Here is a 20,304-nt window from a genome sequence, read left to right as displayed (position 1 = left end):
GCTACGCGCGCGCCGTATTCGGCACGAATGTCGACTTACGGCGCCGCTTTCACGACATTCGGCACGAATGTCGGCGCCCGCTCGGCACTATCGCCGGGGCGTGGGAGGCGTACCGTGACCCGGCATGAACACAACCGGATGGATCATTCTGATCGTCGTCATCGTGGTGATCGTCATCGCGATCATCGTGGTCGCCCTCACCGCCGGGCGTCGCCGCAAGCTGGAGCACGACCGCCAGCGCGCGCAGGAGCTGCGGGCCGACGCGCGCGACGACGACTTGGCCGCTCGCGAGCGCGAGGCCAAGGCGGCGCAGGCGACCGCGGACGCCAAGCAGGCCGAGGTCGAAGCCGAGCAGCGCCGCCGCTCGGCCGAGGCGCACGCCACGGAGGCCGCCGAGGCCCGCTCGTCGATCGACGAGAAGCTGGCGAAGGCCGACGCGCTCGACCCGGACGTCCGCACCGATCGCAATGGCAACCGCGTCGGCGACCAGCGCCCCGATGCGCCTCGCACAGACACGGCTCACACGGACGGCGCCCGCCCGGTCGAGACGCCGGTGAATGACGCCAACGAGAGCCCAGCCCGGCACGCCGAGCCCCGCATCGACACCGGCCGCGACGGCACCTCCGACGTTCCGCCGCCGCCCGCACGCTGACACTGCACGCACGCCGACACTGCACGCACAAAAAAGCCCGGCTCCTGCGTTCTCACGCGGGAGCCGGGCTTCGTGGGTGGATCTGAGGGGACTCGAACCCCTGACCCCCTGCATGCCATGCAGGTGCGCTACCAGCTGCGCCACAGACCCATGTTCAGTTGAAATTCACTGCCCCGGTTCCCCGCGACAACTCATCCAGCGTACTACACGGACGCGCCCAGGAAAAAATCCTGATCCTCCCCCGGGCGCGTCGTGCGATGACGTGTCAGTCGAAGAGCTCGCTGAGCCAGTTCTCGCGCTTCTTCTTGTACGGCCGCTGACCCTGCGGCGCATAGCCGGGCTGCTGATAGCCCTGCTGAGGGTAGGCCTGCGGCGGGTAAGCGGGCTCCTGATACTGCGGCGCCGGCGCGGCGGGCGCCACCGCTCCCGCGCGGTCGATGATCTTGTCGAGCTCGCCGCGGTCGAGCCACACGCCGCGGCACTCCGGGCAGTAGTCGATCTCGATGCCGTTGCGCTCGCTCATGACCAGGGTCGCGTTGTCGGTGGGACACTTCATGGCCACAGTCAACAAGGCGAACATGAGAGAACTCTCATGCGCAACCGGGAAACCGCCGTGACGGCGGCGACGGCCTACTGAGCGGCGTCGTGGACGGGCAGCTCGATGGGGAGGACGGGGCAGTCCTTCCAGAGCCGTTCGAGCGAGTAGTACATGCGGTCCTCCTCGTGGAAGACGTGCACGACCAGGTCGCCGAAGTCGAGCAGCACCCAGCGTCCCTCGGAACGGCCCTCGCGGCGCAGCGTGCGCACGCCCGCGTCGTTGAGCTGGTCCTCCACCTCGCCGGCGATGGCCATGACGTTGCGCTCCACCCGCCCGCTCACGAGCAGGAAGGCGTCGGTCAGGGGCAGCGGACCCGAGACGTCGAGGGCGACGAGGTCCTCACCGCCCTTCGAGTCGGCGGCCGTGGCCGCGATCTGCAGGATCTCGAGGGCGTGCGGGGATGCGGTCACGGTCGTGCCTCCGGTGCGGTGACGATGTCTGGTGTCGAGGTGGCGGAGCGGAGGATCAGAACACCTTCAGCCAGTAGGCGGCGACGAGCAGTCCGATGACGCCCACCGCGAGCACGCCCGCGACGACGATGAGCACGGTCGGCAGGGCGTTGCCGCGCTTCTTCGGCGGGGTGATGACGCCGCGCGTGGACGTGTGGGTGCTGATCGCCCGGGAGGCACGCACAGGGGCGACCTCCGAGGTGTTGAACTCGTTCTCTTCTCCGTCGAGCAGGTTGTCGATGTCGGAGGAGTCGAGGTGCTCCGGGTTGAGCCCGGTCGACCCGACGCCGCGCGGCAGGTCGATGGAGCCGGTCACGAGGATCTCCCCCGTGCTCGTGAGAGGGGCCGTCGCATCCGGTCGCGGGATGGACGGCAGGATGAGCGCGTTGGTGGTGGTCGCCGCGGTGGACTGACCGACGTTGCGCGAGATGATCGGCTCGCTCGCGTCCTCCACCTCGGCCGCGGTCGACCAGTGACCGGTCGGCGGCGTGAACGGGCGGCGCTCCTGCGCGGAGGTGTCCTCCACCTCGGCGGGCTTCGGCGTCGCGGCCGACGAGGGCGCGAGACCGAAAGCCGTGAAGGGCGAGGTCGGGGCGGACGTCTGCACCGGCGGCGCGGCCGGCGTCGGGACGAACGGCGCCTCCGTCTGCTCCGACGTGCCGGTCGAGTTGGAGGGCGTGAGCGGCGCGAACGGCCAGGCGGCTTTCGCGTCGTCGGCGGGAGCCTGCTCGACGGGCGTCTCGTCGGTCGACTCCTGCGAAGCGGGCGTGCCGGGCGCGTTGAAGGCGATCGGGACGACGGGCTCGGCCAGGTGCGGCGTGTGATTGGCCTGCTGGTTGGCCTCCTGCGCCTGCATCATCGCGCGCATCTCGCGACGGGTGAGCGTGCGCTCGCCCGATCCGGTCGTGGCGGCGGGAGCGGGAGCCGGCGGGACGACGGCGACAGGCTGGGTGACGGCCTCGGGCTTCGACGGATCCGCGGCCTCGCGGAAGAGGGAGGACGGCGCGGAATCGTCGCGCTCATCCGAGGACTCATCGGCGGGCGCCGACGCACCGGGCTCGGCGAAGAGGAGGGCGTCGAAGTCGTTGCCCCCGGTCTGCGGGCGCGACGGCGAGACGACTCCCGGATCGGCGAACGCCGACGCGGGGATGGCGGGAGGCTCGTTGGCGGGAGCGGCGGGAACCGGCGCGGCGGGAACCGGCGCGGCGGGAACCGGCGCGGCGGGCGCGCTCCCCTGGTTCGTGAGGACCGGGATCTCCCCGCCCGGGGTCGGCTCCGCGGTGCCGGCACGGCGCGACTCTTGCCGCGCTGCCGTGCGCTCGCTCTCACGTGCCTGTCGCCGCGTCAGGGGCGGCTGGCCATCCGCGGGCTGCTCAGGCCACGAAGTCATGCAACACTCCGATACAAGTGGTGTTTCGAGATGTACTGGACGACACCGTCCGGCACGAGGTACCAGACCGGGAATCCCCTGCTCACCCGGCTCCGACAGTCGGTCGACGAGATCGCCAGGGCCGGGACTTCCAACAAGCTTACGTCTCCCGACGGCAATCCAGAAATACTCAAGTCATGTCCCGGGCGACTCACAGCCACGAAGTGGGCGAGCTCCCAGAGCTCGTCGACGTTCCGCCAGCTGACGATCTGCGCGATCGCGTCAGCACCCGTGATGAAGATGAGATCGGCGTCCGGCCGCTGCGCGCGCAGGTCGCGCAGGGTGTCGATCGTGTAGGTCGGGCCGGCCCGATCCACATCCACGCGGCTGACGGTGAACCGCGGGTTGGACGCCGTGGCGATGACCGTCATCAGGTAGCGGTGCTCCGCCTCTGTGACGGGTCCCTTCTGCCACGGCTGCCCGGTCGGTACGAAGACGACCTCGTCGAGGTCGAACGACTGTGCGACCTCGCTGGCCGCGACCAGGTGACCGTGGTGGATCGGGTCGAACGTGCCGCCCATCACACCGATGCGCGGTCGCCGGCTCTCCTCCGTGAGCTCCATGCCCGGAAGGGTCAGTGCCCCTGGTTCGGGTGTCCGCTGCCGTGGTGCGTCGCACCGGGAGCGCCGGCGTGCGACGCGGCGTCCGCGGCGGCCTTGTGGCTGTGCCGGTTGGCGACGTCCTTGTAGCTGAACACCACGATCGCGAGCACCGCGAAGATGGCGAGGGCGATGGCCCCGTAGGCCCAGGTCGGCATGGGCAGCTCGACGTGGGTCTCGGCTTCAGCGAGGACGGTCGTCAGAAATGACATCTCGGGTTCTTCCTTTCCGGTGGGCGCTGGCCCGCCGACCAGTCTAGCGGGCGCTCAGCCGCGGATCTGGCCGGACCCGCGCACGATCCATTTGGTGCTGGTCAGCTCGGGCAGGCCCATCGGACCGCGCGCGTGGAGCTTCTGGGTGGAGATGCCCACCTCGGCACCGAAACCGAACTCGCCGCCGTCGGTGAAGCGGGTGGAGGCGTTGACCATGACGACCGCCGAATCGACCTGCGCGAGGAAACGCTCCGCGTTCGCCAGGTCGTTCGTGATGATCGACTCGGTGTGCTGCGTCGAGTACCGGCGGATGTGCTCGATCGCCTCGTCGAGGTCGTCGACGACCTTCACCGAGATGTCGAGGCTCATGTGCTCCGTCGCCCAGTCCTCCTCGGTCACCGGCACGCCGTCCGTCGCGTAGGGCAGCGCGCGCTCGTCGGCGTGCACGGTGACGCCCGAGGCGGCCAGAGCGCCCAGCACGGGCGGCAGGAGGCGCTCGGCAGCGTCCCGGTGGACCAGCAGGGTCTCGACGGCGTTGCACACGCTCGGGCGCTGCACCTTGGCGTTGCGGACGATGTCCACGGCCCAGTCCTCCCGGGCGCTCTCGTCGAGCACGATGTGCACCACGCCGGCGCCCGTCTCGATGACGGGGACGGTGGACTCGGTGACGACCGTGCGGATGAGGTCCGCGCTCCCCCGCGGGATCAGCACGTCGACGTAGCCGCGGGCACGCATCAGCTCACCGGCGCCCGCACGGCCGAACTCGTCGATCGTCTGCACGGCGTCGGCGGGCAGCCCGGCGGTCGCGAGGGCCTCCTGGATGACGGAGACGAGCACACGGTTCGTCTCGATGGCCGCGCTCCCCCCGCGCAGCACCGCCGCGTTGCCGCTCTTGATCGCGAGCGCGGCGATGTCGATCGTGACGTTCGGGCGCGCCTCGTAGATGGCCCCGACGACGCCGAACGGCACCCGCACCTGCGAGATCGCGACGCCGTTCGGGAGGGTGCTCCCCCGTACCGACTGACCGATCGGGTCGGTGAGGCCGACGACCTCGAGCACGGCGTCCGCGAGACCCTGCAGGCGCGCGGTCGAGAGCGTGAGCCGGTCGAGGAGGCCGGTCGTCAGGCCGTTCTCGCGGCCGTTGGCGAGGTCGAGCTCGTTCGCCGCGAGGATCTCGTCGGCGGACGACACGACACCCTCCGCGATGGCGGTCAGCGCGGCGTTCTTCTGCAGCGAAGTCGCGGTCGCGAGGGCGATCGAGGCGTGCTTGGCCGCGGCCAGCTTGTCGACGAGCGCGACGGGCGCGACGGTGGTCTGAGACATGGTCCCAGTCTAGGACGCGGCAGCGCCCGGGGTGATGGCCGAGAGGGCGCCCGTGACGCTCGGGACGCCGTCCGGAGCGGGGACGAACCAGGTGCCGACAGCCTCCCCGCGCAACGCCTCGGACACGAGCGAGGTGGCGGTGAGGATCACGGCCGTGCCGCGCTCGGCCGCCTGCCGCGCAGCGGACACCTTGGTGAGCGCTCCCCCGGTGCCGACGCCCGAGAGGCCGGTGGCGCCGATCTCGACGCCGGCCAGTTCGTCGTCGTACGCGACCCGGTCGATCCGCTCGGCTCCGGGCTCCTGCGGGGGCTTCGTGTAGAGCGCGTCGACGTCCGAGAGGAGAACCAGGAGGTCCGCCTCCACCAGCAGCGCGACGAGGGCCGCGAGCCGGTCGTTGTCGCCGAAGCGGATCTCGTGCGTCGCCACGGTGTCGTTCTCGTTGACGATGGGCAGGATGCGCAGGTCGAGCAGCCGCTCCATCGCCCGCTTGGCGTTGCTGCGGTGGGTCGGCGTCTCCATGTCGCCCGCGGTCAGGAGCACCTGGCCGGCGACGATGCCGTACCGGTCGAGGCTGTCCTGGTAGCGGTTGATGAGCACGTTCTGCCCGACCGCCGCCGCGGCCTGCTGGGTGGCGAGGTCGGTGGGGCGCTCCTGAAGCGACAGGTACGGGATGCCCGTCGCGATCGCCCCGGAGGAGACGAGGATGACCTGCGTGCCGCGCCCGTGGGCCTCGGCAAGCGCGTCGACCAGCGGCTGGATCTGCCCGGCGTTCTCCCCGCTGATGGAGGAGGAGCCGACCTTGACGACGATGCGTCTGGCTGCAGGGATCCCGCTGCGGTCGTCGATGGTCATTCCTTGCCCGTCTCCTCGCTGCCGGCGCCTCCGTCGACGCCGTCGTTGTAGTCGTCGTCCTGCCACAGGCCGGACTCGCGCTCGCGGATGAGCTCGGCGCGGGCCTCCGCCTTCGCGTCCATCCGCTCGAAGTACTCCTCGCGGCGCTGGTTGCGCGTGGGGCGGTTGTTCGCGTCGAGTCGCGCGTCCGTGCCGCGCGGCGCCGTCATGAGCTCGGCCGTGGAGGTGAGCGTGGGCTCCCAGTCGAACACCACGCCGTTGTTCCGGCCGATGACGACGGTGGAGCCGCCCACGGCGCCCGCCTTGAAGAGCGAGTCCTCGACGCCCAGCTTCGCGAGCCGGTCGGCGAGGTAGCCGATGGCCTCCTCGTTGGCGAAGTCGGTCTGCGCGACCCACCGCTCGGGCTTCGCGCCCAGGATGCGGTAGACCGGGCCGTCGCTGCCCCCCTCGACCTTGACCACGTAGCCGGAGTCGTCCACGGCCTTCGGCCGGATCACGATGCGCGGGCGCGCCTCCTCGAGGGCGACCTGCTCCGCACGCGCGCCCTCGACGAGCTCGCCGAGCGCGAAGGACAGCTGCCGCAGTCCCTCATGGCTGACCGTCGAGATCTCGAACACGCGGTAACCACGGGCCTCGAGGTCGGGGCGCACCAGCTCCGCCAGGTCGCGGGCCTCGGGGACGTCGATCTTGTTGAGCGCGATCAGCTGCGGGCGGTCCAGCAGCGGGAGCTGCCCGTCCGGCACCGGGTACGCGGCGAGCTCGCCGAGGATGACGTCGAGGTCGCTCAGCGGGTCGCGGCCGGGCTCCAGGGTGGCGCAGTCGAGCACGTGCAGCAGCGCCGAGCAGCGCTCGACGTGGCGCAGGAACTCGAGGCCGAGGCCCTTGCCCTCGCTCGCGCCCTCGATGAGGCCGGGGACGTCGGCGACGGTGTAGCGCACGTCGCCCGCCTGCACGACACCCAGGTTCGGGTGGAGGGTGGTGAACGGGTAGTCGGCGATCTTGGGCTTGGCCGCCGAGAGCGCCGCGATCAGGCTCGACTTGCCGGCCGACGGGTAGCCCACCAGGGCCACGTCGGCGACGGTCTTGAGCTCGAGGAGGACGTCGCCCTCCCAGCCGGGCGTTCCGAGCAGCGCGAAGCCGGGAGCCTTGCGCTTCTGGTTCGCGAGCGCGGCGTTGCCGAGGCCGCCGATGCCGCCTGCGGCCGCGACGACGCGCATGCCGGGCTCAGTCAGGTCGGCGAGCTCCTCCCCGTCCTCCGACTTGACCACGGTGCCGACCGGCACGGCCAGCTCGAGGTCCTCGCCGGTGTGACCGCTGCGGTGGTCGCCCATCCCGAAGCCGCCGCTGTCGCTCGACCGGTGCGGTGCGCGGTGGAAGCCGAGCAGCGTGGTGACCTGCGGGTCGGCGACGAGGACGATGTCGCCGCCGTTTCCGCCGTTGCCGCCGTCCGGGCCGGCCAGCGGCTTGAACTTCTCCCGACGGACCGAGACGCACCCATTGCCGCCGTTGCCGGCGCGCAGATGCAACGTCACGCGATCAACGAACGTCGCCATGTGGTGCTCCCTACTTGTGTCCTAAACAGCGGATGGGCGGGCCGAAGCCCGCCCATCCGGAAAGTGGTGCTGGTGGTGGAGGCTAGGCCCCGACCGCCACGATGTTGACGACCTTGCGGCCGCCCTTGTTGCCGAACTCGACCGCGCCCGCCGCCAGAGCGAACAGCGTGTCGTCGCCGCCACGGCCGACGTTCACGCCGGGGTGGAAGTGGGTGCCGCGCTGGCGGACCAGGATCTCACCGGCGTTGACGGTCTGGCCGCCGAAGCGCTTGACGCCGAGGCGCTGCGCGTTCGAGTCGCGGCCGTTGCGAGTGGAGCTCGCTCCCTTTTTGTGTGCCATGTCTTCTTCTCCTCGGGAGGTCCGGGTCGACTACTTGATGCCGGTGATCTTGACGCGCGTGAGCTCCTGGCGGTGGCCCTGACGCTTCTTGTAACCGGTCTTGTTCTTGAACTTCTGGATCACGATCTTCGGGCCGCGGAGGTCGCCGAGGACCTCGGCGGTGACCTTCACCTTGGCGAGCGACTTGGCGTCGGACGTGATCTTGTCACCGTCGACAAGCAGCACCGCAGCCAGCTCGACGTTGCCGTCCTTGTCGGCCTTGATGCGGTCCATCGTGACGATGGTCCCGATCTCGACCTTCTCCTGCCGGCCACCGGCGCGCACAACTGCGTAAACCACTTTCACGTACCTTTTTCGTCGGGGAACAGTTCCCGGCGGCCTGACGGCCCGGACCTGGTCCTACTTACTGTTCTCGGAAGTCACTGGCGAGTCCGACGCCCCGGGGACCGGGAGCGGCTCTCAGAAAACCATGATGGCGAATCGGGCGACGCCCAACACACACCAGCGGTCAACTTTACCTGAGGCCGCTCGTCACGTCAATTCAACGCGGGGGCTCCAGGACCGTGCGGCACCGTCGATGGCACCGTTCCTACAATCATTGTATGACGGTCTTGATCGATCCCCCGGCATGGCCCGCCCACGGCATGTTGTGGTCCCATCTGGTCAGCGACGCGTCCCTGGACGAGCTCCACGCCTTCGCGGCCGCGAACGACATCCCGGGGCGTGCGTTCGACCGCGACCACTACGACGTCCCCGACCGCCGCTACGACGAGCTGGTGGCCGCAGGAGCCCTCGCCGTGCCCGGCAAGGAGCTCGTCACGCGGCTGATCGCCAGCGGACTGCGCGTGAAAGCACGAGACCGCGTGCGGAGGCACTGACACTCGGTCGGCGCTCCGCACGCGGTCTCGGATGCGGGAGGGGCTACTCGGTCTTCGGGGCGATCTCGCCGCCCGCGATGACCGCGGTGCTGGCGCGACGGCTGCGGCTGCGGCCCTGGCCCGGCTCCTTCGGCTGCGGGAGCGAGTCGAGCACCGAGCCGAGCAGCTGCTCGGTCTCCTCGGCGGAGGGGCGCACGGCCGGCTCGGCCGGTTCGTGCGGTTCCGGCAGGTCGAGCAGCGGCAGGAGGGCGGACGCGTCGTCCACGGTCCCGTCCGCAGCGGTCTCGGCCGGCTCGACGGTCTCGACGGTGACGGTCTCGACGATCTCCTCGGCGACAGCGACCTCGTCGCGTCCGGCGTCCTCGGTCGCCGGCGCTGCGGCGTTCGAGGTCTCCGCGTCGCTCTCCTGTTCGGCGGACGCGCCGCCCTTGCCCTTGCGGCGGCGCTTCTTCGGCGCCGAAGCCGACTCGGGAGCCGCGGGTGCGGCCTCCCCGTCCTGGGGGTGCGGGTGGATGGTCGACGCGGCGATCTGCGCGAGCGCGTTCTTCGCGTCGTCGGTGATGGCGTGGGTGCCGCCGTTGCCGGTGTGCGACGGGGCGCTCGCGGGCGCGGAGGCGGAGGATCCGCCGCCGTTGCCGCCACGGCCGCGGCGACGCTCGCCGGACGGGGCCTGCTGCTGCGGCTGACGGTGCTTCACGACCGGGTCGTGGTGCACGACGACGCCGCGGCCGGCGCAGACCTCGCACGCCTCGCTGAAGGTCTCCAGCAGGCCGAGGCCGAGCTTCTTGCGGGTCATCTGCACGAGCCCGAGCGAGGTGACCTCGGCGACCTGGTGCTTCGTCCGGTCGCGGCTCAGGCACTCGATCAGGCGGCGCAGCACGAGGTCGCGGTTCGTCTCGAGCACCATGTCGATGAAGTCGACGACGATGATGCCGCCGATGTCGCGCAGCCGCAGCTGGCGGACGATCTCCTCGGCGGCCTCGAGGTTGTTCTTGGTGACCGTCTCCTCCAGGTTGCCGCCGGAGCCGACGAACTTCCCGGTGTTGACGTCCACGACCGTCATCGCCTCGGTGCGGTCGATGACGAGCGAACCGCCCGACGGCAGCCAGACCTTGCGCTCCAGCGCCTTCTCGATCTGCTCCGTGATGCGGTGCTCGTCGAACGCGTCGCGCTCGCCCGTGTACGCCTCGACGCGGTCGAGGAGGTCGGGGGCGACCTGACGGAGGTAGTTCTCGATCGTCTGGCGCGCCTCGTCGCCCGCGATGACGAGCTTCTGGAAGTCCTCGTTGAAGACGTCGCGGATGATCTTGATGAGCAGGTCGGGCTCGCTGTGCAGGAGCGCGGGCGCCTGCTGCTTCTCGACCTGCTTGCTGATGTCGGCCCACTGCGCGGTGAGGCGGTTGACGTCGAGCGTCAGCTGCTCCTCCGTGGCGCCCTCGGCGGCGGTGCGCACGATGACGCCTGCGCTCTCGGGGAGCACCTCCTTGAGGATCTTCTTCAGCCGGGCGCGCTCGGTGTCCGGGAGCTTGCGGCTGATGCCGTTCATGGATCCGTTCGGCACGTACACGAGGTAGCGGCCGGGCAGGGAGATCTGGCTCGTGAGACGGGCGCCCTTGTGTCCGACCGGGTCCTTGGTGACCTGGACGAGCACGCGGTCGCCCGGCTTCAGGGCGAGCTCGATGCGGCGGGGCTGGTTGCCGGTCTCGACCGCATCCCAGTCGACCTCGCCGGAATACAGCACGGCGTTGCGGCCGCGGCCGATGTCGACGAACGCGGCCTCCATGCTCGGGAGCACGTTCTGCACGCGGCCGAGGTAGACGTTGCCGATGAGCGACGCCTCCTGCGAGCGTGCGACGTAGTGCTCCACGAGCACCTTGTCCTCCAGCACGCCGATCTGGATGCGGCCGCTCTTCTCGCGGACGATCATCTGGCGGTCGACCGACTCGCGGCGGGCGAGGAACTCGGCCTCCGTGATGACGGGGCGTCGGCGGCCGGCGTCGCGGCCGTCGCGGCGGCGCTGCTTCTTCGCCTCGAGACGGGTGGAGCCCTTGACCTTCTGGGGCTCGGTGATGAGCTCCGGCTCGCGCGGCGTGCGCACCTTGACCACGGTGTTCGCGGGATCGTTGGAGCCCTCGCGGCCGCTCTCGCCCGCGCGGCGGCGGGCGCGGCGACGGACGCCGCCGGTCGGCTCCTCGTCCTCGTCGCCGGGGAGCGGCGGGAGGGGGACGATGTCCGGCGCCTGGAAGAGCAGGGTCGTCGGCGGAAGGCCGGGCACGCCCGCGAGGGGCGCCTCGGTCTCCGCGAGCGGCTCCGGGAGGGCCGGCGGCTCGTGCGCGCCGCGCTCGGCGACGGCGACGACCGTCGTGGCCGCCTCCTGCACCGTCTCGGCGGCCGGGGACTCGGCCGCGACGGCCTGTCCCGCACCGTCGGCGGTGTCGCCGGCGGACGCCTGCGCCTCGGGGGCCGCCGTGGCACCCGCCTGCTGGACCGGAGAGTCGGTGGTGCGCTTCACCGCGCGTCGCGCTCCGAAGAGCCCCTTGCGCTTGCGCCCTCCCGTCTCCGTGTCGTTGCCATTGCTGTCGATATTCTCGTTTTCCACCATCGCTGGTGCACTCCTCGACCGGCTGCGGTTCCCCGCTCACCGGGTACTTTCCGTCGGAGCCGACTCAGGCCGGCCCCGTAATCCTTGCTCGGACACGGCCGGCTCGTGGCGCGGCGCGCATCCGGCTCTGTCTTCGCCGGCCTTCGCGGCCGACCCTCACCGGGCGCCGGGGGCGCCCTCAAGCCTTCATTCGTCCGTCTCCGGCAGGGCCGGATCGACGTCCAGAGACGATTATCGCATGATGAGCGATCGGATGCCGGTGCTCCCAGGACCGCCCGCGTGGCGCATGCCATAATCCGAGGGTGTCTGAACCTGCCGTCGCGGTGCCGTACCGCCGCCCGACCGTCCTGGCGATCTTCCTGATCGTCGCCGGTGTCATCGGCCTCTGGGCCGCGTTCATGCTGACGGTGGACAAGTTCCACCTGCTCGAGAACCCCGACGCTCAGCTCTCCTGCAACTTCAGCGTCCTGGTGGGCTGCTCGAAGAACCTGAACTCGTGGCAGGGATCGCTGCTCGGGTTCCCGAATCCGGTCCTCGGCCTGGGCGGCTGGACCGCGACCATCGCGGTCGGCGTCGGCCTGTTCGCCGTGCGCGGTCGGTTCGCCCGCTGGTACTGGATCGCGTTCAACGTCGGCGTCGCGCTCGCCCTCGCGCTGGTGATCTTCCTGATCACCCAGTCGCTCACCGTGCTGAACGTGCTGTGCCCGTGGTGCATGGTGACGTGGGTCGTGACCATCCCGACGTTCCTCGCCGTCACCCTCTACAACCTCAAGGAGGGCCACATCCCGCTGCCGGAGCGCGCCCGCCGGTTCTTCGGCGCGGCCTACGGCTGGGTGCCGCTCATCACCATCGTCTGCTACGCGATCGTGGCGATCCTGGCGCAGATCCAGCTGGACTGGATCCACCGGGCGTTCGTCTGATCGACGTCGTCCGTCGACGAGAAGAGGGCCCGTGGCGATCGCCACGGGCCCTCTTCTCGTCGATGGGTACGGCTCAGTCGAACCAGAGCGCGAGCTCGCGCTGCGCCGACTCGGGCGAGTCGGAGCCGTGCACGAGGTTCTGCTGCACCTTGAGGCCCCAGTCGCGGGCGAGGTCGCCGCGGATGGTGCCGGGCGCGGCCGTGGTCGGGTCGGTGGTTCCGGCGAGCGAGCGGAATCCCTCGATCACGCGGTTGCCCGCGACGCGCAGCGCGACGATCGGGCCCGACTCCATGAACTCGACGAGCGGCTCGTAGAACGGCTTGCCCTCGTGCTCGGCGTAGTGCTTGGCCAGCAGATCGCGGTCGGCCTGCAGCATCCGGATGTCGACGAGCGAGTACCCCTTCGCCTCGATGCGGCGCACGATCTCACCCGTCAGGCTGCGGGCGACTCCGTCCGGCTTGACGAGGACGAGGGTCTCTTCGACGGCGGTGGTCATGGGTTCTCCGTTCCGTTGTGGGCCGCGGCGGCCCGTTGGTTGCGGTCGATGCGGGCGGCGGCGATCATGCAGTAGGTCCACATGGCCGTGAAGATCGCCCCGACGATGAAGAAGGCGGGCACCAGGAAGCCGGCGGCCACGACCGTCAGCTGCACGATCCAGCCGAGGACGACGCCGACCGGCCAGCGGAGCGTGCCGACGGCGAGGATCATGAGCACGATGACGGCCGCTCCCCCGCCGAGCGCGATGGCGGGCGGCAGCGCGCCGAGCCCGAAGAGCACGAGGGCGCCGAGGAAGACGATCACGAGCTCGAAGGCGAGGAGGATCGAGCCGAGGCTCTCGCGCAGGCTCCGCTGGCGGCGGGCTCGCGGCGCGGAAGCCGGGGCCTCGTCGGGCGTGCCGGGGGTGTCGGGCGTGCCGGGGGCGTCGCTCACGCGCCGGACCCCTTCCACTCCTGCTCCTCGGCGTAGGCCATCGCGGCGCCGACGAGCACGATGGAGCCGGTGACGACGACCGCGCGACGGCCGGCCTCCCCCGCCCACTCGCGCGCCGACTCCAGGGCGTCGAGGGCGTCGCTGTACACGATCGTCGCCTCATCGCCGACCTCGTCGCGCACGATGTCGCCGAGCTCCTCGGCGTCCAGTGCGCGCTCGCTGGCGGGCTGCGTGACGAAGAACTGCGTGGCCACCGGCGCGAGGGCACGCACGACGCCGCGCGTGTCCTTGTCGGCGAGGGCGCCGAGCACGAAGGTGAGCTCGTCGAAGTCGAAGTAGCGGCGCAGGGCGTCGGCGAGCGTCGCCGCGCCTGCCGGATTGTGCGCGGCGTCGACGAGGATGGTCGGCTCGATCCCGATCAGCTGCAGACGGCCGGGCGACGTGGCGGTGGCGAAGCCCTCCTCCACGAGGTCGGCGTTCAGCGGCTGCGAACCGCGACCGAGGAACGTCTCGACCGCGGCGACCGCCACGGCGGCGTTCTGGGCCTGGTGGTCGCCGTAGAGCGGCAGGAAGACGTCCTCGTAGGTCGCCGCGCGACCGCGGACGGTCACGAGCTGGCCGCCGACGGCGACCTTCGTCTCGGCGACGTCGAAGTCGCGCGGCTGCAGAGCCAGGCTCGACTCGGTGAGCGCCGCGGCCTCCCGCAGCACGTCGAGCGCCTCCGGGACCTGCGCCGAGGTCACGACGTCGGCGGACGGCTTGATGATGCCGGACTTGGTCCGCGCGATCTCCTCGACCGTGTCGCCGAGAGCCTTCGTGTGGTCGAGCGAGATCGGCGTGAACACGGCCACCTGGCCGTCGCCGACGTTCGTCGAGTCCCACTCTCCGCCCATGCCGACCTCGATCACGGCGACGTCGACGGGCGAGTCGGCGAAGACCGCGTAGGCCAGGGCCGTCAGCGCCTCGAAGAAGGTGAGCGGCGGCTTGCCCGCCTCTTCCAGCTCGGCGTCGACGATCTCCAGGTAGGGGCGCACATCGTCCCAGTTGCGGACGAGCTCCTCGTCCGAGATCGGGTGCCCGTCGATCACGATGCGCTCGTTGAACCGCACGAGGTGCGGGCTGGTCAGCAGGCCCGTGCGCAACCCGTAGGCGCGCAGCAGGCTCTCGATGATGCGACTCGTCGACGTCTTGCCGTTCGTGCCCGTGATGTGCACGATCGGGTACGCGCGCTGCGGGTCGCCCAGCAGCTCGACGGCGCGGCGCGTCGCATCGAGGCGGCGCTCGGGAGCGCCTTCGCCCACGCGGGCGAGGAGCGCCTGGTAGACGGCCTCCGCCTGGTCGCGCCAGTCGTCTTCGGGAATGGCGTCGCTCACGACTCCTCCATCTTGGTCACGCCGACGGTGAACCCGCCCGCGTTCGCGAACTGGCCGGCCGTGAAGGCCTTCTCGTATCCGGATGCGGCCGCGCCGACGACCAGCTCGAGCGCGAGGGTCTCGGTGGCGATGTCGACGTCCGCGGCGAGGTCGAGCGCGCGGGCGTCGTCCTCGTGCTCGAATGTGAGGGCGAGGCGGATGCGGTCGCTCACGTCGAGCCCGGCCGCCTTGCGGGTGTCCTGCACGGCGCGGATGACGTCGCGCGCCAGGCCCTCGGCCTCCAGTTCCGGCGTGGTGCGGGTGTCGAGCAGCACGAAGCCGCCGCCCGCCAGCAGCGCGAGGGCACTGGACGACTCCTCGTCGGCCTGCGCGGTCTCGAGCACCAGCTCGTACTCGCCCTCGACCAGCTCGATGCCGCCGACGGTCACGACGCCGTCGTGCTCGCTCCAGTCGCCGGCGCGGGCGGCGCCGATGACCTGCTGCACCTGCTTGCCGAGGCGCGGGCCCGCGGCACGCGCGTTCACGGTCAGCTTGCTGGTGATGCCATAGGCGGACGCACTGTCGTCGTGGAGCTCGACGAACTCCACGGACTTCACGTTGAGCTCGTCGCGCAGGATCGCCTCGAACGGCCGCAGCGCGTCCGCGTTCTCGGCGACCACGGTGAGCGTCGCCAACGGCAGCCGCACGCGCAGCCCCGCCTGCTTGCGCAGCGAGAGCGTGGTCGAGCTGATCGCGCGGATGCGGTCCATCGCGTCGACGAGCGCGTCGTCGGCGGGGAACTCGGCGGCCTCCGGCCAATCGGTCAGGTGGACGCTGCGGCCGCCGGTCAGACCCTTCCAGATCTGCTCCGTGACGAGCGGAAGGAGCGGCGCCGCGACGCGGGTGAGCGTCTCGAGCACGGTGTACAGGGTGTCGAACGCCTCGCTGCCGCTGCCGTCCTCCGCCACGCCCGTCCAGAACCGGTCGCGCGACCGGCGCACGTACCAGTTGGTGAGCACGTCGGCGAAGTCGCGCAGCTTGGCTGCGGCCAGCGTCGAGTCGAGGCCCTCCAGGTCGGCCGTCACGGCCTCCACCAGGTCGCGGGTCTTCGCGAGGAGGTACCGGTCGAGCACGTCCGTGGAAGCCGTGGAGCGCTTCGCCTCGTAGCCCGTGGCGTTGGCGTAGAGCGAGAAGAAGTACCACGTACTCCACAGCGGCAGCAGCACCTGGCGGACGCCCTCGCGGATGCCCTCCTCGGTGACGACCAGGTTGCCGCCGCGCAGCACCGGGCTCGCCATCAGGAACCAGCGCATCGCGTCGGAGCCGTCGCGGTCGAAGACCTCGTTGACGTCCGGGTAATTGCGCAGCGACTTCGACATCTTCTGCCCGTCGCTGCCCAGCACGATGCCGTGGCTGATCACGTTCGAGAAGGCCTGACGGTCGAACAGCGCGGTCGACAGCGTGTGCAGCAGGTAGAACCAGCCGCGCGTCTGGCCGATGTACTCGACGATGAAGTCCGCCGGGCTGTGGGTGTCGAACCAGTCCTGGTTCTCGAACGGGTAGTGCACCTGGGCGAACGGCATCGACCCCGAGTCGAACCAGACATCGAGCACGTCCGGGATGCGGCGCATGGTCGACCGCCCGGTCGGGTCGTCCGGGTTCGGGCGGGTGAGGTCGTCGATGAAGGGGCGGTGGAGGTCGGGCTCCCCCGCCGCGTTCTGCGGAAGGCGGCCGAAATCGCGCTCCAGCTCCTCGAGGGAGCCGTACACGTCGGTGCGCGGGTACGCCGGGTCGTCGCTCTTCCACACCGGGATCGGCGAGCCGAAGTACCGGTTGCGGGAGATCGACCAGTCGCGGGCGCCCGCGACCCACTTGCCGAACTGGCCGTCCTTGACGTTCTCGGGCACCCAGTTGATCTGCTGGTTGAGCTCGCCCATCCGGTCCCGGAACTCCGTGACGCGGACGAACCAGCTGGAGACCGCCTTGTAGATCAGCGGGTTGCGGCAGCGCCAGCAGTGCGGGTACGAGTGCTCGTAGCTCGCCTGGCGGAGCAGGCGGCCCTGGTCCTTCAGGAGCTTCGTCAGCGGCTTGTTGGCGTCGAACACCTGCAGCCCGGCGACGTCGCTGACGGCGGGCAGGAAGCGCGCGCCGTCGTCGACGGAGATGATCATCGGGATGCCGGCGGCCTCGGTGACGCGCTGGTCGTCCTCACCGTAGGCGGGCGCCTGGTGCACGATGCCGGTGCCGTCCTCGGTGGTGACGTAGTCGTCGACGAGGATGCGCCACGCGTTCTGCGTCCCGTAGGTCTCGGCGTCCGCGTAGTAGTCCCAGAGGCGGTCGTAGTGCACGTCCTCCAGCTCGCTGCCGAGGACGGTGCGCGAGACGGCGGCCTGCGCGTCCGCGGCGGACTCGTAGCCGAGGTCCTTCGCGTAGTTGCCCAGCAGGTCGACGGCGATGAGGTACTCGCCGCTCAGCACGTCGTCCTCGGAGCCGCCGTGCGTGTCCGCGGCGCCGTTCGGGCCGGCGGGCACGACCGCATAGGTGATCGCGGGTCCGACGGCGAGGGCGAGGTTGGTCGGGAGGGTCCAGGGCGTGGTCGTCCAGGCGAGGGCGCGCACGCCGGTCAGCCCGAGCGCCTCGGCCTTCGACCCGACCAGCGGGAAGGTGACCGTGACCGTCTGGTCCTGACGCATCTTGTACACGTCGTCGTCCATGCGCAGCTCGTGGTTCGACAGCGGCGTCTGGTCGCGCCAGCAGTAGGGCAGCACGCGGTAGCCCTCGTAGGCGAGGCCCTTCTCGTGCAGCTGCTTGAACGCCCAGATCACCGACTCCATGTAGGTGACGTCGAGCGTCTTGTAGTCGTTGTCGAAGTCGACCCAGCGCGCCTGGCGGGTGACGTACTCCTGCCACTCCGCCGTGTAGCGCAGCACCGAGTCCTTGGCCGCCTGGTTGAAGGCGGCGATGCCCATCTCCTCGATCTGGCTCTTGTCGGTCAGTCCGAGCTGCCGCTCCGCCTCGAGCTCCGCCGGGAGGCCGTGGGTGTCCCAGCCGAAGCGGCGGTGCACCTGCTTGCCGCGCATGGTCTGGAAGCGCGGGAAGACGTCCTTGGCGTAGCCGGTCAGCAGGTGCCCGTAGTGCGGGAGGCCGTTGGCGAACGGCGGCCCGTCGTAGAACACCCACTCGGGCGCACCCTCGCGGTTCGCGACGGAGGCGCGGAAGGTGTCGTCCTTCTTCCAGAACGCGAGGATGCCGGTCTCGATCTCAGGGAAGACCGGGCTGGCGGCCACCTCGGCGCGGCTCGGGGTCTCCGAGCGCTCGGGCTCGGCTGCGTCCGGTGCGGACTTGGGGTACGGCATCTCACTCCTGGCAGGTTCGCTGGTCTGCACGAGGACGCCGGACGCTCGCGCGCCCGTCGCGGTACCACCCCGCTTGCCCCATCCACCGGCGTCGCCGGATGCGGCCTCTCCTTCTTCGGCTGTGACGGGCCGGCACCGTTCGGTTCTACTGAGCGCCGCCGGAGCGACGCGGTTCTTCCGAAGACTCGCCGGTGATGGCCGGGTCGTAGTCGTTGCCGTCGATTCTACCCGGTTACGAGAGCACTCGCGTAGCCCCGGCAGACCGGCTCGACGGCAGCTCGCACGAGCGGCGCGAGCGGGCCGCGGCGGACGCCGGCACGCGCCCACACGGTGGCGGCGGCGACCGCGGCTCCCACGACCGCGGTCGCCGCCGAACGGGGCACCAGGGCGTCCGGGTCCTCGCCGATCCGGGTGCCGATGGCCGCCGCCACCACGCGCACCAGTTCGAGGAAGCGCGGGAGGCCGGAGGCCTGCAGCTCCGCGTCCGTGCCCATCAGCTCCACCTGGGTGACCGCGAGCGGCAGGCGGTCCGGGCCGAACGCCTCGGCGAGACGGACGACGGCGTCGAGCACCGCATCCATCGGAGCGAGGGAGGCGTCCGCCGCCGTCAGCGTCGCGGCGAACCGGTCGAGCGACTCGTCCACCTCCAGCCAGAGCAGGTCGCTCTTGGCCGGGAAGTAATTGAAGAAGGTGGCGCGACTCACGCCCGCGCGCCGCGCGATGTCGTCGATGGTGGTGCGGGCATAGGTCTGCTCGAGGAAGAGCTCGCCCGCGGCCTCCGCCAGCATCCGCCGCGACGAGGCACGGGGGCGGCCGGAGCCGGAATGCGGTGACGTCATCGGGTGTTCCTCTCGAATGCCTATTATTGGACCCGGTCCACATATTAACGAATCGAAGGACACCCGTGACTACCACCCCCACCGCCGTGCGCAGCGAGACCGACCGCCCCGGCATCACGCCCGGCACCGCGCGTCGCGTCACGATCGCCTCGTTCGTCGGCACCTCGCTCGAGTCGTACGACTTCTACCTGTTCGCGTACTTCAGCGCGTTCTTCGTGGGCCCCCTGTTCTTCGAGCCGCTCGGCCCGTTCGGCGGCGTCCTCGCCGGGTTCCTCACCATCGCGGCCGGGTTCGTCATCCGCCCGATCGGCGCGATCGTCTTCGGCCACCTGGGCGACCGCATCGGCCGGCGACCCACGCTGCTCATCACGATCGCCATGATGGGCGTCGGCACCGGCCTCGTCGGGGTGCTGCCCACCTACGCGCAGGCCGGCTGGTTCGGCGCCATCGCCCTGGTCGTCCTGCGCCTGGTGCAGGGGCTGTCGCTCGGCGGCGAGTGGGGCGGCTCCATCCTGCTCGCGACCGAGTACGCGAACCCGAAGCGCCGCGGCTTCTACGCCGCGCTCCCCCAGCTCGGCTCGCCGGTCGGCTCCATCCTGAGCGCCGTCGTCTTCATCGCGATGACCGCGCTGATCCCTGCCGACCAGATCGCGGCCTGGGGATGGCGCCTGCCGTTCCTGACGGCCATCCCGCTGCTGCTCGTCTCGCTCTACCTGCGCTGGTCGATCGACGAGACCCCGGTCTTCAAGCAGCTGCTCGAGACGGGCACGCGCGACCGCTTCCCCGTGCTCGACGTGTTCCGCAAGGCGCCCTCCGGCTTCGTCATCGCGATCGGCGCGGCCGTGCTCGGCATCGGCTCCTACTCCCTGATGAACACCTACATGGTCGACTACGGCACCGCCACGCTGCACTTCAGCTTCCAGGACCTCCTGGTCGCCACGACCATCGGCGGCCTCCTGCAACTGGTCACCATCCCGCTCTTCGGGGTCTGGGCGACGCGGATCGGCTCGGCGCGCGTCGTGATGATCGGCGCGATCGGGACGCTGATCATCGCCTTCCCGATGTACTTCCTGCTGCAGTACGCGACCTTCCCGATCCTCGTCGGCAGCATGATCATCGGCGGGATCCTGCCCACGCTCTCGTGGGCGGGCCTCGGCGGCCTGATGTCCGACCTGTTCCCGAGCGCGGTGCGCTACAGCGGCCTGTCGGTCGCCTACAGCCTCGCCGCGCTGCTCACGGCGTTCGTGCCGGCCCTCACCCTCCTGCTCGGCGGGGCGACCGGCAACGCCTGGTGGCACCCGGGTGTCGTGCTCGCCCTGATGAGCGCGATCACCCTCGTCGCCGCTCTCGTCGCCGCCCGGCGGAAGCCCATCGTCGACGAGGTCTGAGCGCCCCGCTGCGGTCCTCCGGTACGCTTGTA

The 20,304-nt window shown here is 70.7% G+C and carries 20 protein-coding genes and 1 tRNA gene; 4 read left to right on the top strand and 17 right to left on the bottom strand.

The genetic code is table 11. The features are described 5' to 3' along the window. Positions 1-124: 124 nt before the first annotated feature. A complete protein-coding gene (locus FHX33_RS05105; protein WP_183428232.1) occupies positions 125-652 on the top strand; it encodes a hypothetical protein in 528 nt (175 codons plus the stop codon). Between the two features lie 77 nt (positions 653-729). On the opposite strand, the gene FHX33_RS05100 is transcribed toward FHX33_RS05105, so the two are convergent. From FHX33_RS05100 to rplU, 11 genes are all read right to left on the bottom strand, one after another. Then, positions 730-802 (bottom strand) — tRNA-Ala (locus FHX33_RS05100). A 115-nt stretch (positions 803-917) separates the two neighbouring features. After that, entirely contained in the window at positions 918-1,208 is a 291-nt protein-coding gene (locus FHX33_RS05095; RefSeq protein WP_039922936.1) for a TFIIB-type zinc ribbon-containing protein, read from the bottom strand. A 74-nt stretch (positions 1,209-1,282) separates the two neighbouring features. Next, complete coding sequence (gene rsfS, locus FHX33_RS05090; RefSeq protein ID WP_021763950.1) at positions 1,283-1,660, bottom strand: ribosome silencing factor; 378 nt, start codon at positions 1,658-1,660, stop codon at positions 1,283-1,285. Between the two features lie 55 nt (positions 1,661-1,715). Further along, positions 1,716-3,089 (bottom strand): hypothetical protein, encoded by a 1,374-nt coding sequence (locus FHX33_RS05085; protein WP_183428231.1) that lies wholly within the window; start codon positions 3,087-3,089, stop codon positions 1,716-1,718. Beyond that, positions 3,086-3,691 carry a nicotinate-nucleotide adenylyltransferase gene (nadD, locus tag FHX33_RS05080; RefSeq protein ID WP_021757217.1) on the bottom strand — a complete coding sequence of 202 codons (606 nt, stop codon included), beginning with the start codon at positions 3,689-3,691 and terminating at the stop codon, positions 3,086-3,088. Before nadD ends, FHX33_RS05085 begins: the two co-directional genes overlap by 4 nt. 11 nt (positions 3,692-3,702) lie before the next feature. Next, complete coding sequence (locus FHX33_RS05075; RefSeq protein WP_021757219.1) at positions 3,703-3,939, bottom strand: hypothetical protein; 237 nt, start codon at positions 3,937-3,939, stop codon at positions 3,703-3,705. Between the two features lie 54 nt (positions 3,940-3,993). Continuing rightward, positions 3,994-5,262: a glutamate-5-semialdehyde dehydrogenase gene (locus FHX33_RS05070; protein WP_021757222.1), complete on the bottom strand. Its 1,269-nt coding sequence runs from the start codon at positions 5,260-5,262 to the stop codon at positions 3,994-3,996. Positions 5,263-5,271: 9 nt separating this feature from the next. Further along, entirely contained in the window at positions 5,272-6,114 is an 843-nt protein-coding gene (gene proB, locus FHX33_RS05065) for a glutamate 5-kinase (protein ID WP_021757223.1), read from the bottom strand. Continuing rightward, complete coding sequence (gene obgE, locus FHX33_RS05060) at positions 6,111-7,667, bottom strand: GTPase ObgE (protein WP_021757225.1); 1,557 nt, start codon at positions 7,665-7,667, stop codon at positions 6,111-6,113. The genes proB and obgE overlap by 4 nt, the downstream gene beginning before the upstream one ends. A gap of 82 nt (positions 7,668-7,749) precedes the next feature. Beyond that, entirely contained in the window at positions 7,750-8,007 is a 258-nt protein-coding gene (gene rpmA, locus FHX33_RS05055; protein WP_021757229.1) for a 50S ribosomal protein L27, read from the bottom strand. A gap of 30 nt (positions 8,008-8,037) precedes the next feature. Then, the gene (gene rplU, locus FHX33_RS05050; RefSeq protein ID WP_025155948.1) at positions 8,038-8,346 is read right to left on the bottom strand and encodes a 50S ribosomal protein L21; all 309 of its coding nucleotides are present in this window, start codon (positions 8,344-8,346) and stop codon (positions 8,038-8,040) included. 263 nt (positions 8,347-8,609) lie between these two features. On the opposite strand from rplU, the gene FHX33_RS05045 reads away from it, so the two are divergent. Then, the gene (locus FHX33_RS05045) at positions 8,610-8,885 is read left to right on the top strand and encodes a DUF4031 domain-containing protein (protein WP_021757232.1); all 276 of its coding nucleotides are present in this window, start codon (positions 8,610-8,612) and stop codon (positions 8,883-8,885) included. Between the two features lie 43 nt (positions 8,886-8,928). On the opposite strand, the gene FHX33_RS05040 is transcribed toward FHX33_RS05045, so the two are convergent. Next, positions 8,929-11,487: an Rne/Rng family ribonuclease gene (locus FHX33_RS05040; protein WP_183428230.1), complete on the bottom strand. Its 2,559-nt coding sequence runs from the start codon at positions 11,485-11,487 to the stop codon at positions 8,929-8,931. A gap of 302 nt (positions 11,488-11,789) precedes the next feature. Here FHX33_RS05040 and FHX33_RS05035 point away from each other — a divergent pair, with 302 nt between their 5' ends. Then, positions 11,790-12,407, top strand: a complete 618-nt coding sequence (locus FHX33_RS05035; protein WP_081703950.1) for a vitamin K epoxide reductase family protein — start codon at positions 11,790-11,792, stop codon at positions 12,405-12,407. A gap of 73 nt (positions 12,408-12,480) precedes the next feature. Here the strand turns inward: FHX33_RS05035 and ndk are convergent, their stop codons facing one another. The 5 genes from ndk to FHX33_RS05010 all read right to left on the bottom strand — a co-directional run bounded on the left by ndk (position 12,481) and on the right by FHX33_RS05010 (position 18,884). Further along, the gene (gene ndk / locus FHX33_RS05030) at positions 12,481-12,903 is read right to left on the bottom strand and encodes a nucleoside-diphosphate kinase (RefSeq protein WP_021765697.1); all 423 of its coding nucleotides are present in this window, start codon (positions 12,901-12,903) and stop codon (positions 12,481-12,483) included. Then, positions 12,900-13,337: a DUF4233 domain-containing protein gene (locus FHX33_RS05025; protein WP_183428229.1), complete on the bottom strand. Its 438-nt coding sequence runs from the start codon at positions 13,335-13,337 to the stop codon at positions 12,900-12,902. Before FHX33_RS05025 ends, ndk begins: the two co-directional genes overlap by 4 nt. After that, on the bottom strand, positions 13,334-14,710 hold the full coding sequence (locus tag FHX33_RS05020; RefSeq protein ID WP_021763810.1) for a bifunctional folylpolyglutamate synthase/dihydrofolate synthase: 1,377 nt from the start codon (positions 14,708-14,710) through the stop codon (positions 13,334-13,336). The genes FHX33_RS05025 and FHX33_RS05020 overlap by 4 nt, the downstream gene beginning before the upstream one ends. Then, positions 14,707-18,045, bottom strand: coding sequence for an isoleucine--tRNA ligase (ileS, locus tag FHX33_RS05015; RefSeq protein WP_021763809.1), 3,339 nt, complete (start codon positions 18,043-18,045; stop codon positions 14,707-14,709). The genes FHX33_RS05020 and ileS overlap by 4 nt, the downstream gene beginning before the upstream one ends. Positions 18,046-18,269: 224 nt before the next feature. Then, positions 18,270-18,884, bottom strand: a complete 615-nt coding sequence (locus FHX33_RS05010) for an acyl-CoA-like ligand-binding transcription factor (RefSeq protein ID WP_183428228.1) — start codon at positions 18,882-18,884, stop codon at positions 18,270-18,272. A gap of 65 nt (positions 18,885-18,949) precedes the next feature. Between FHX33_RS05010 and FHX33_RS05005 the strand changes: the two genes are divergently transcribed. Then, a complete protein-coding gene (locus FHX33_RS05005) occupies positions 18,950-20,272 on the top strand; it encodes an MFS transporter (protein WP_021762187.1) in 1,323 nt (440 codons plus the stop codon). The last annotated feature ends 32 nt before the right edge of the window (positions 20,273-20,304 follow it).

The sequence above is a fragment of the Leifsonia aquatica genome, from assembly GCF_014190775.1.
GTDB classification, from domain to species: Bacteria; Actinomycetota; Actinomycetes; order Actinomycetales; family Microbacteriaceae; genus Leifsonia; species Leifsonia aquatica.
This window is presented reverse-complemented; position numbering and strand designations above follow the sequence as displayed.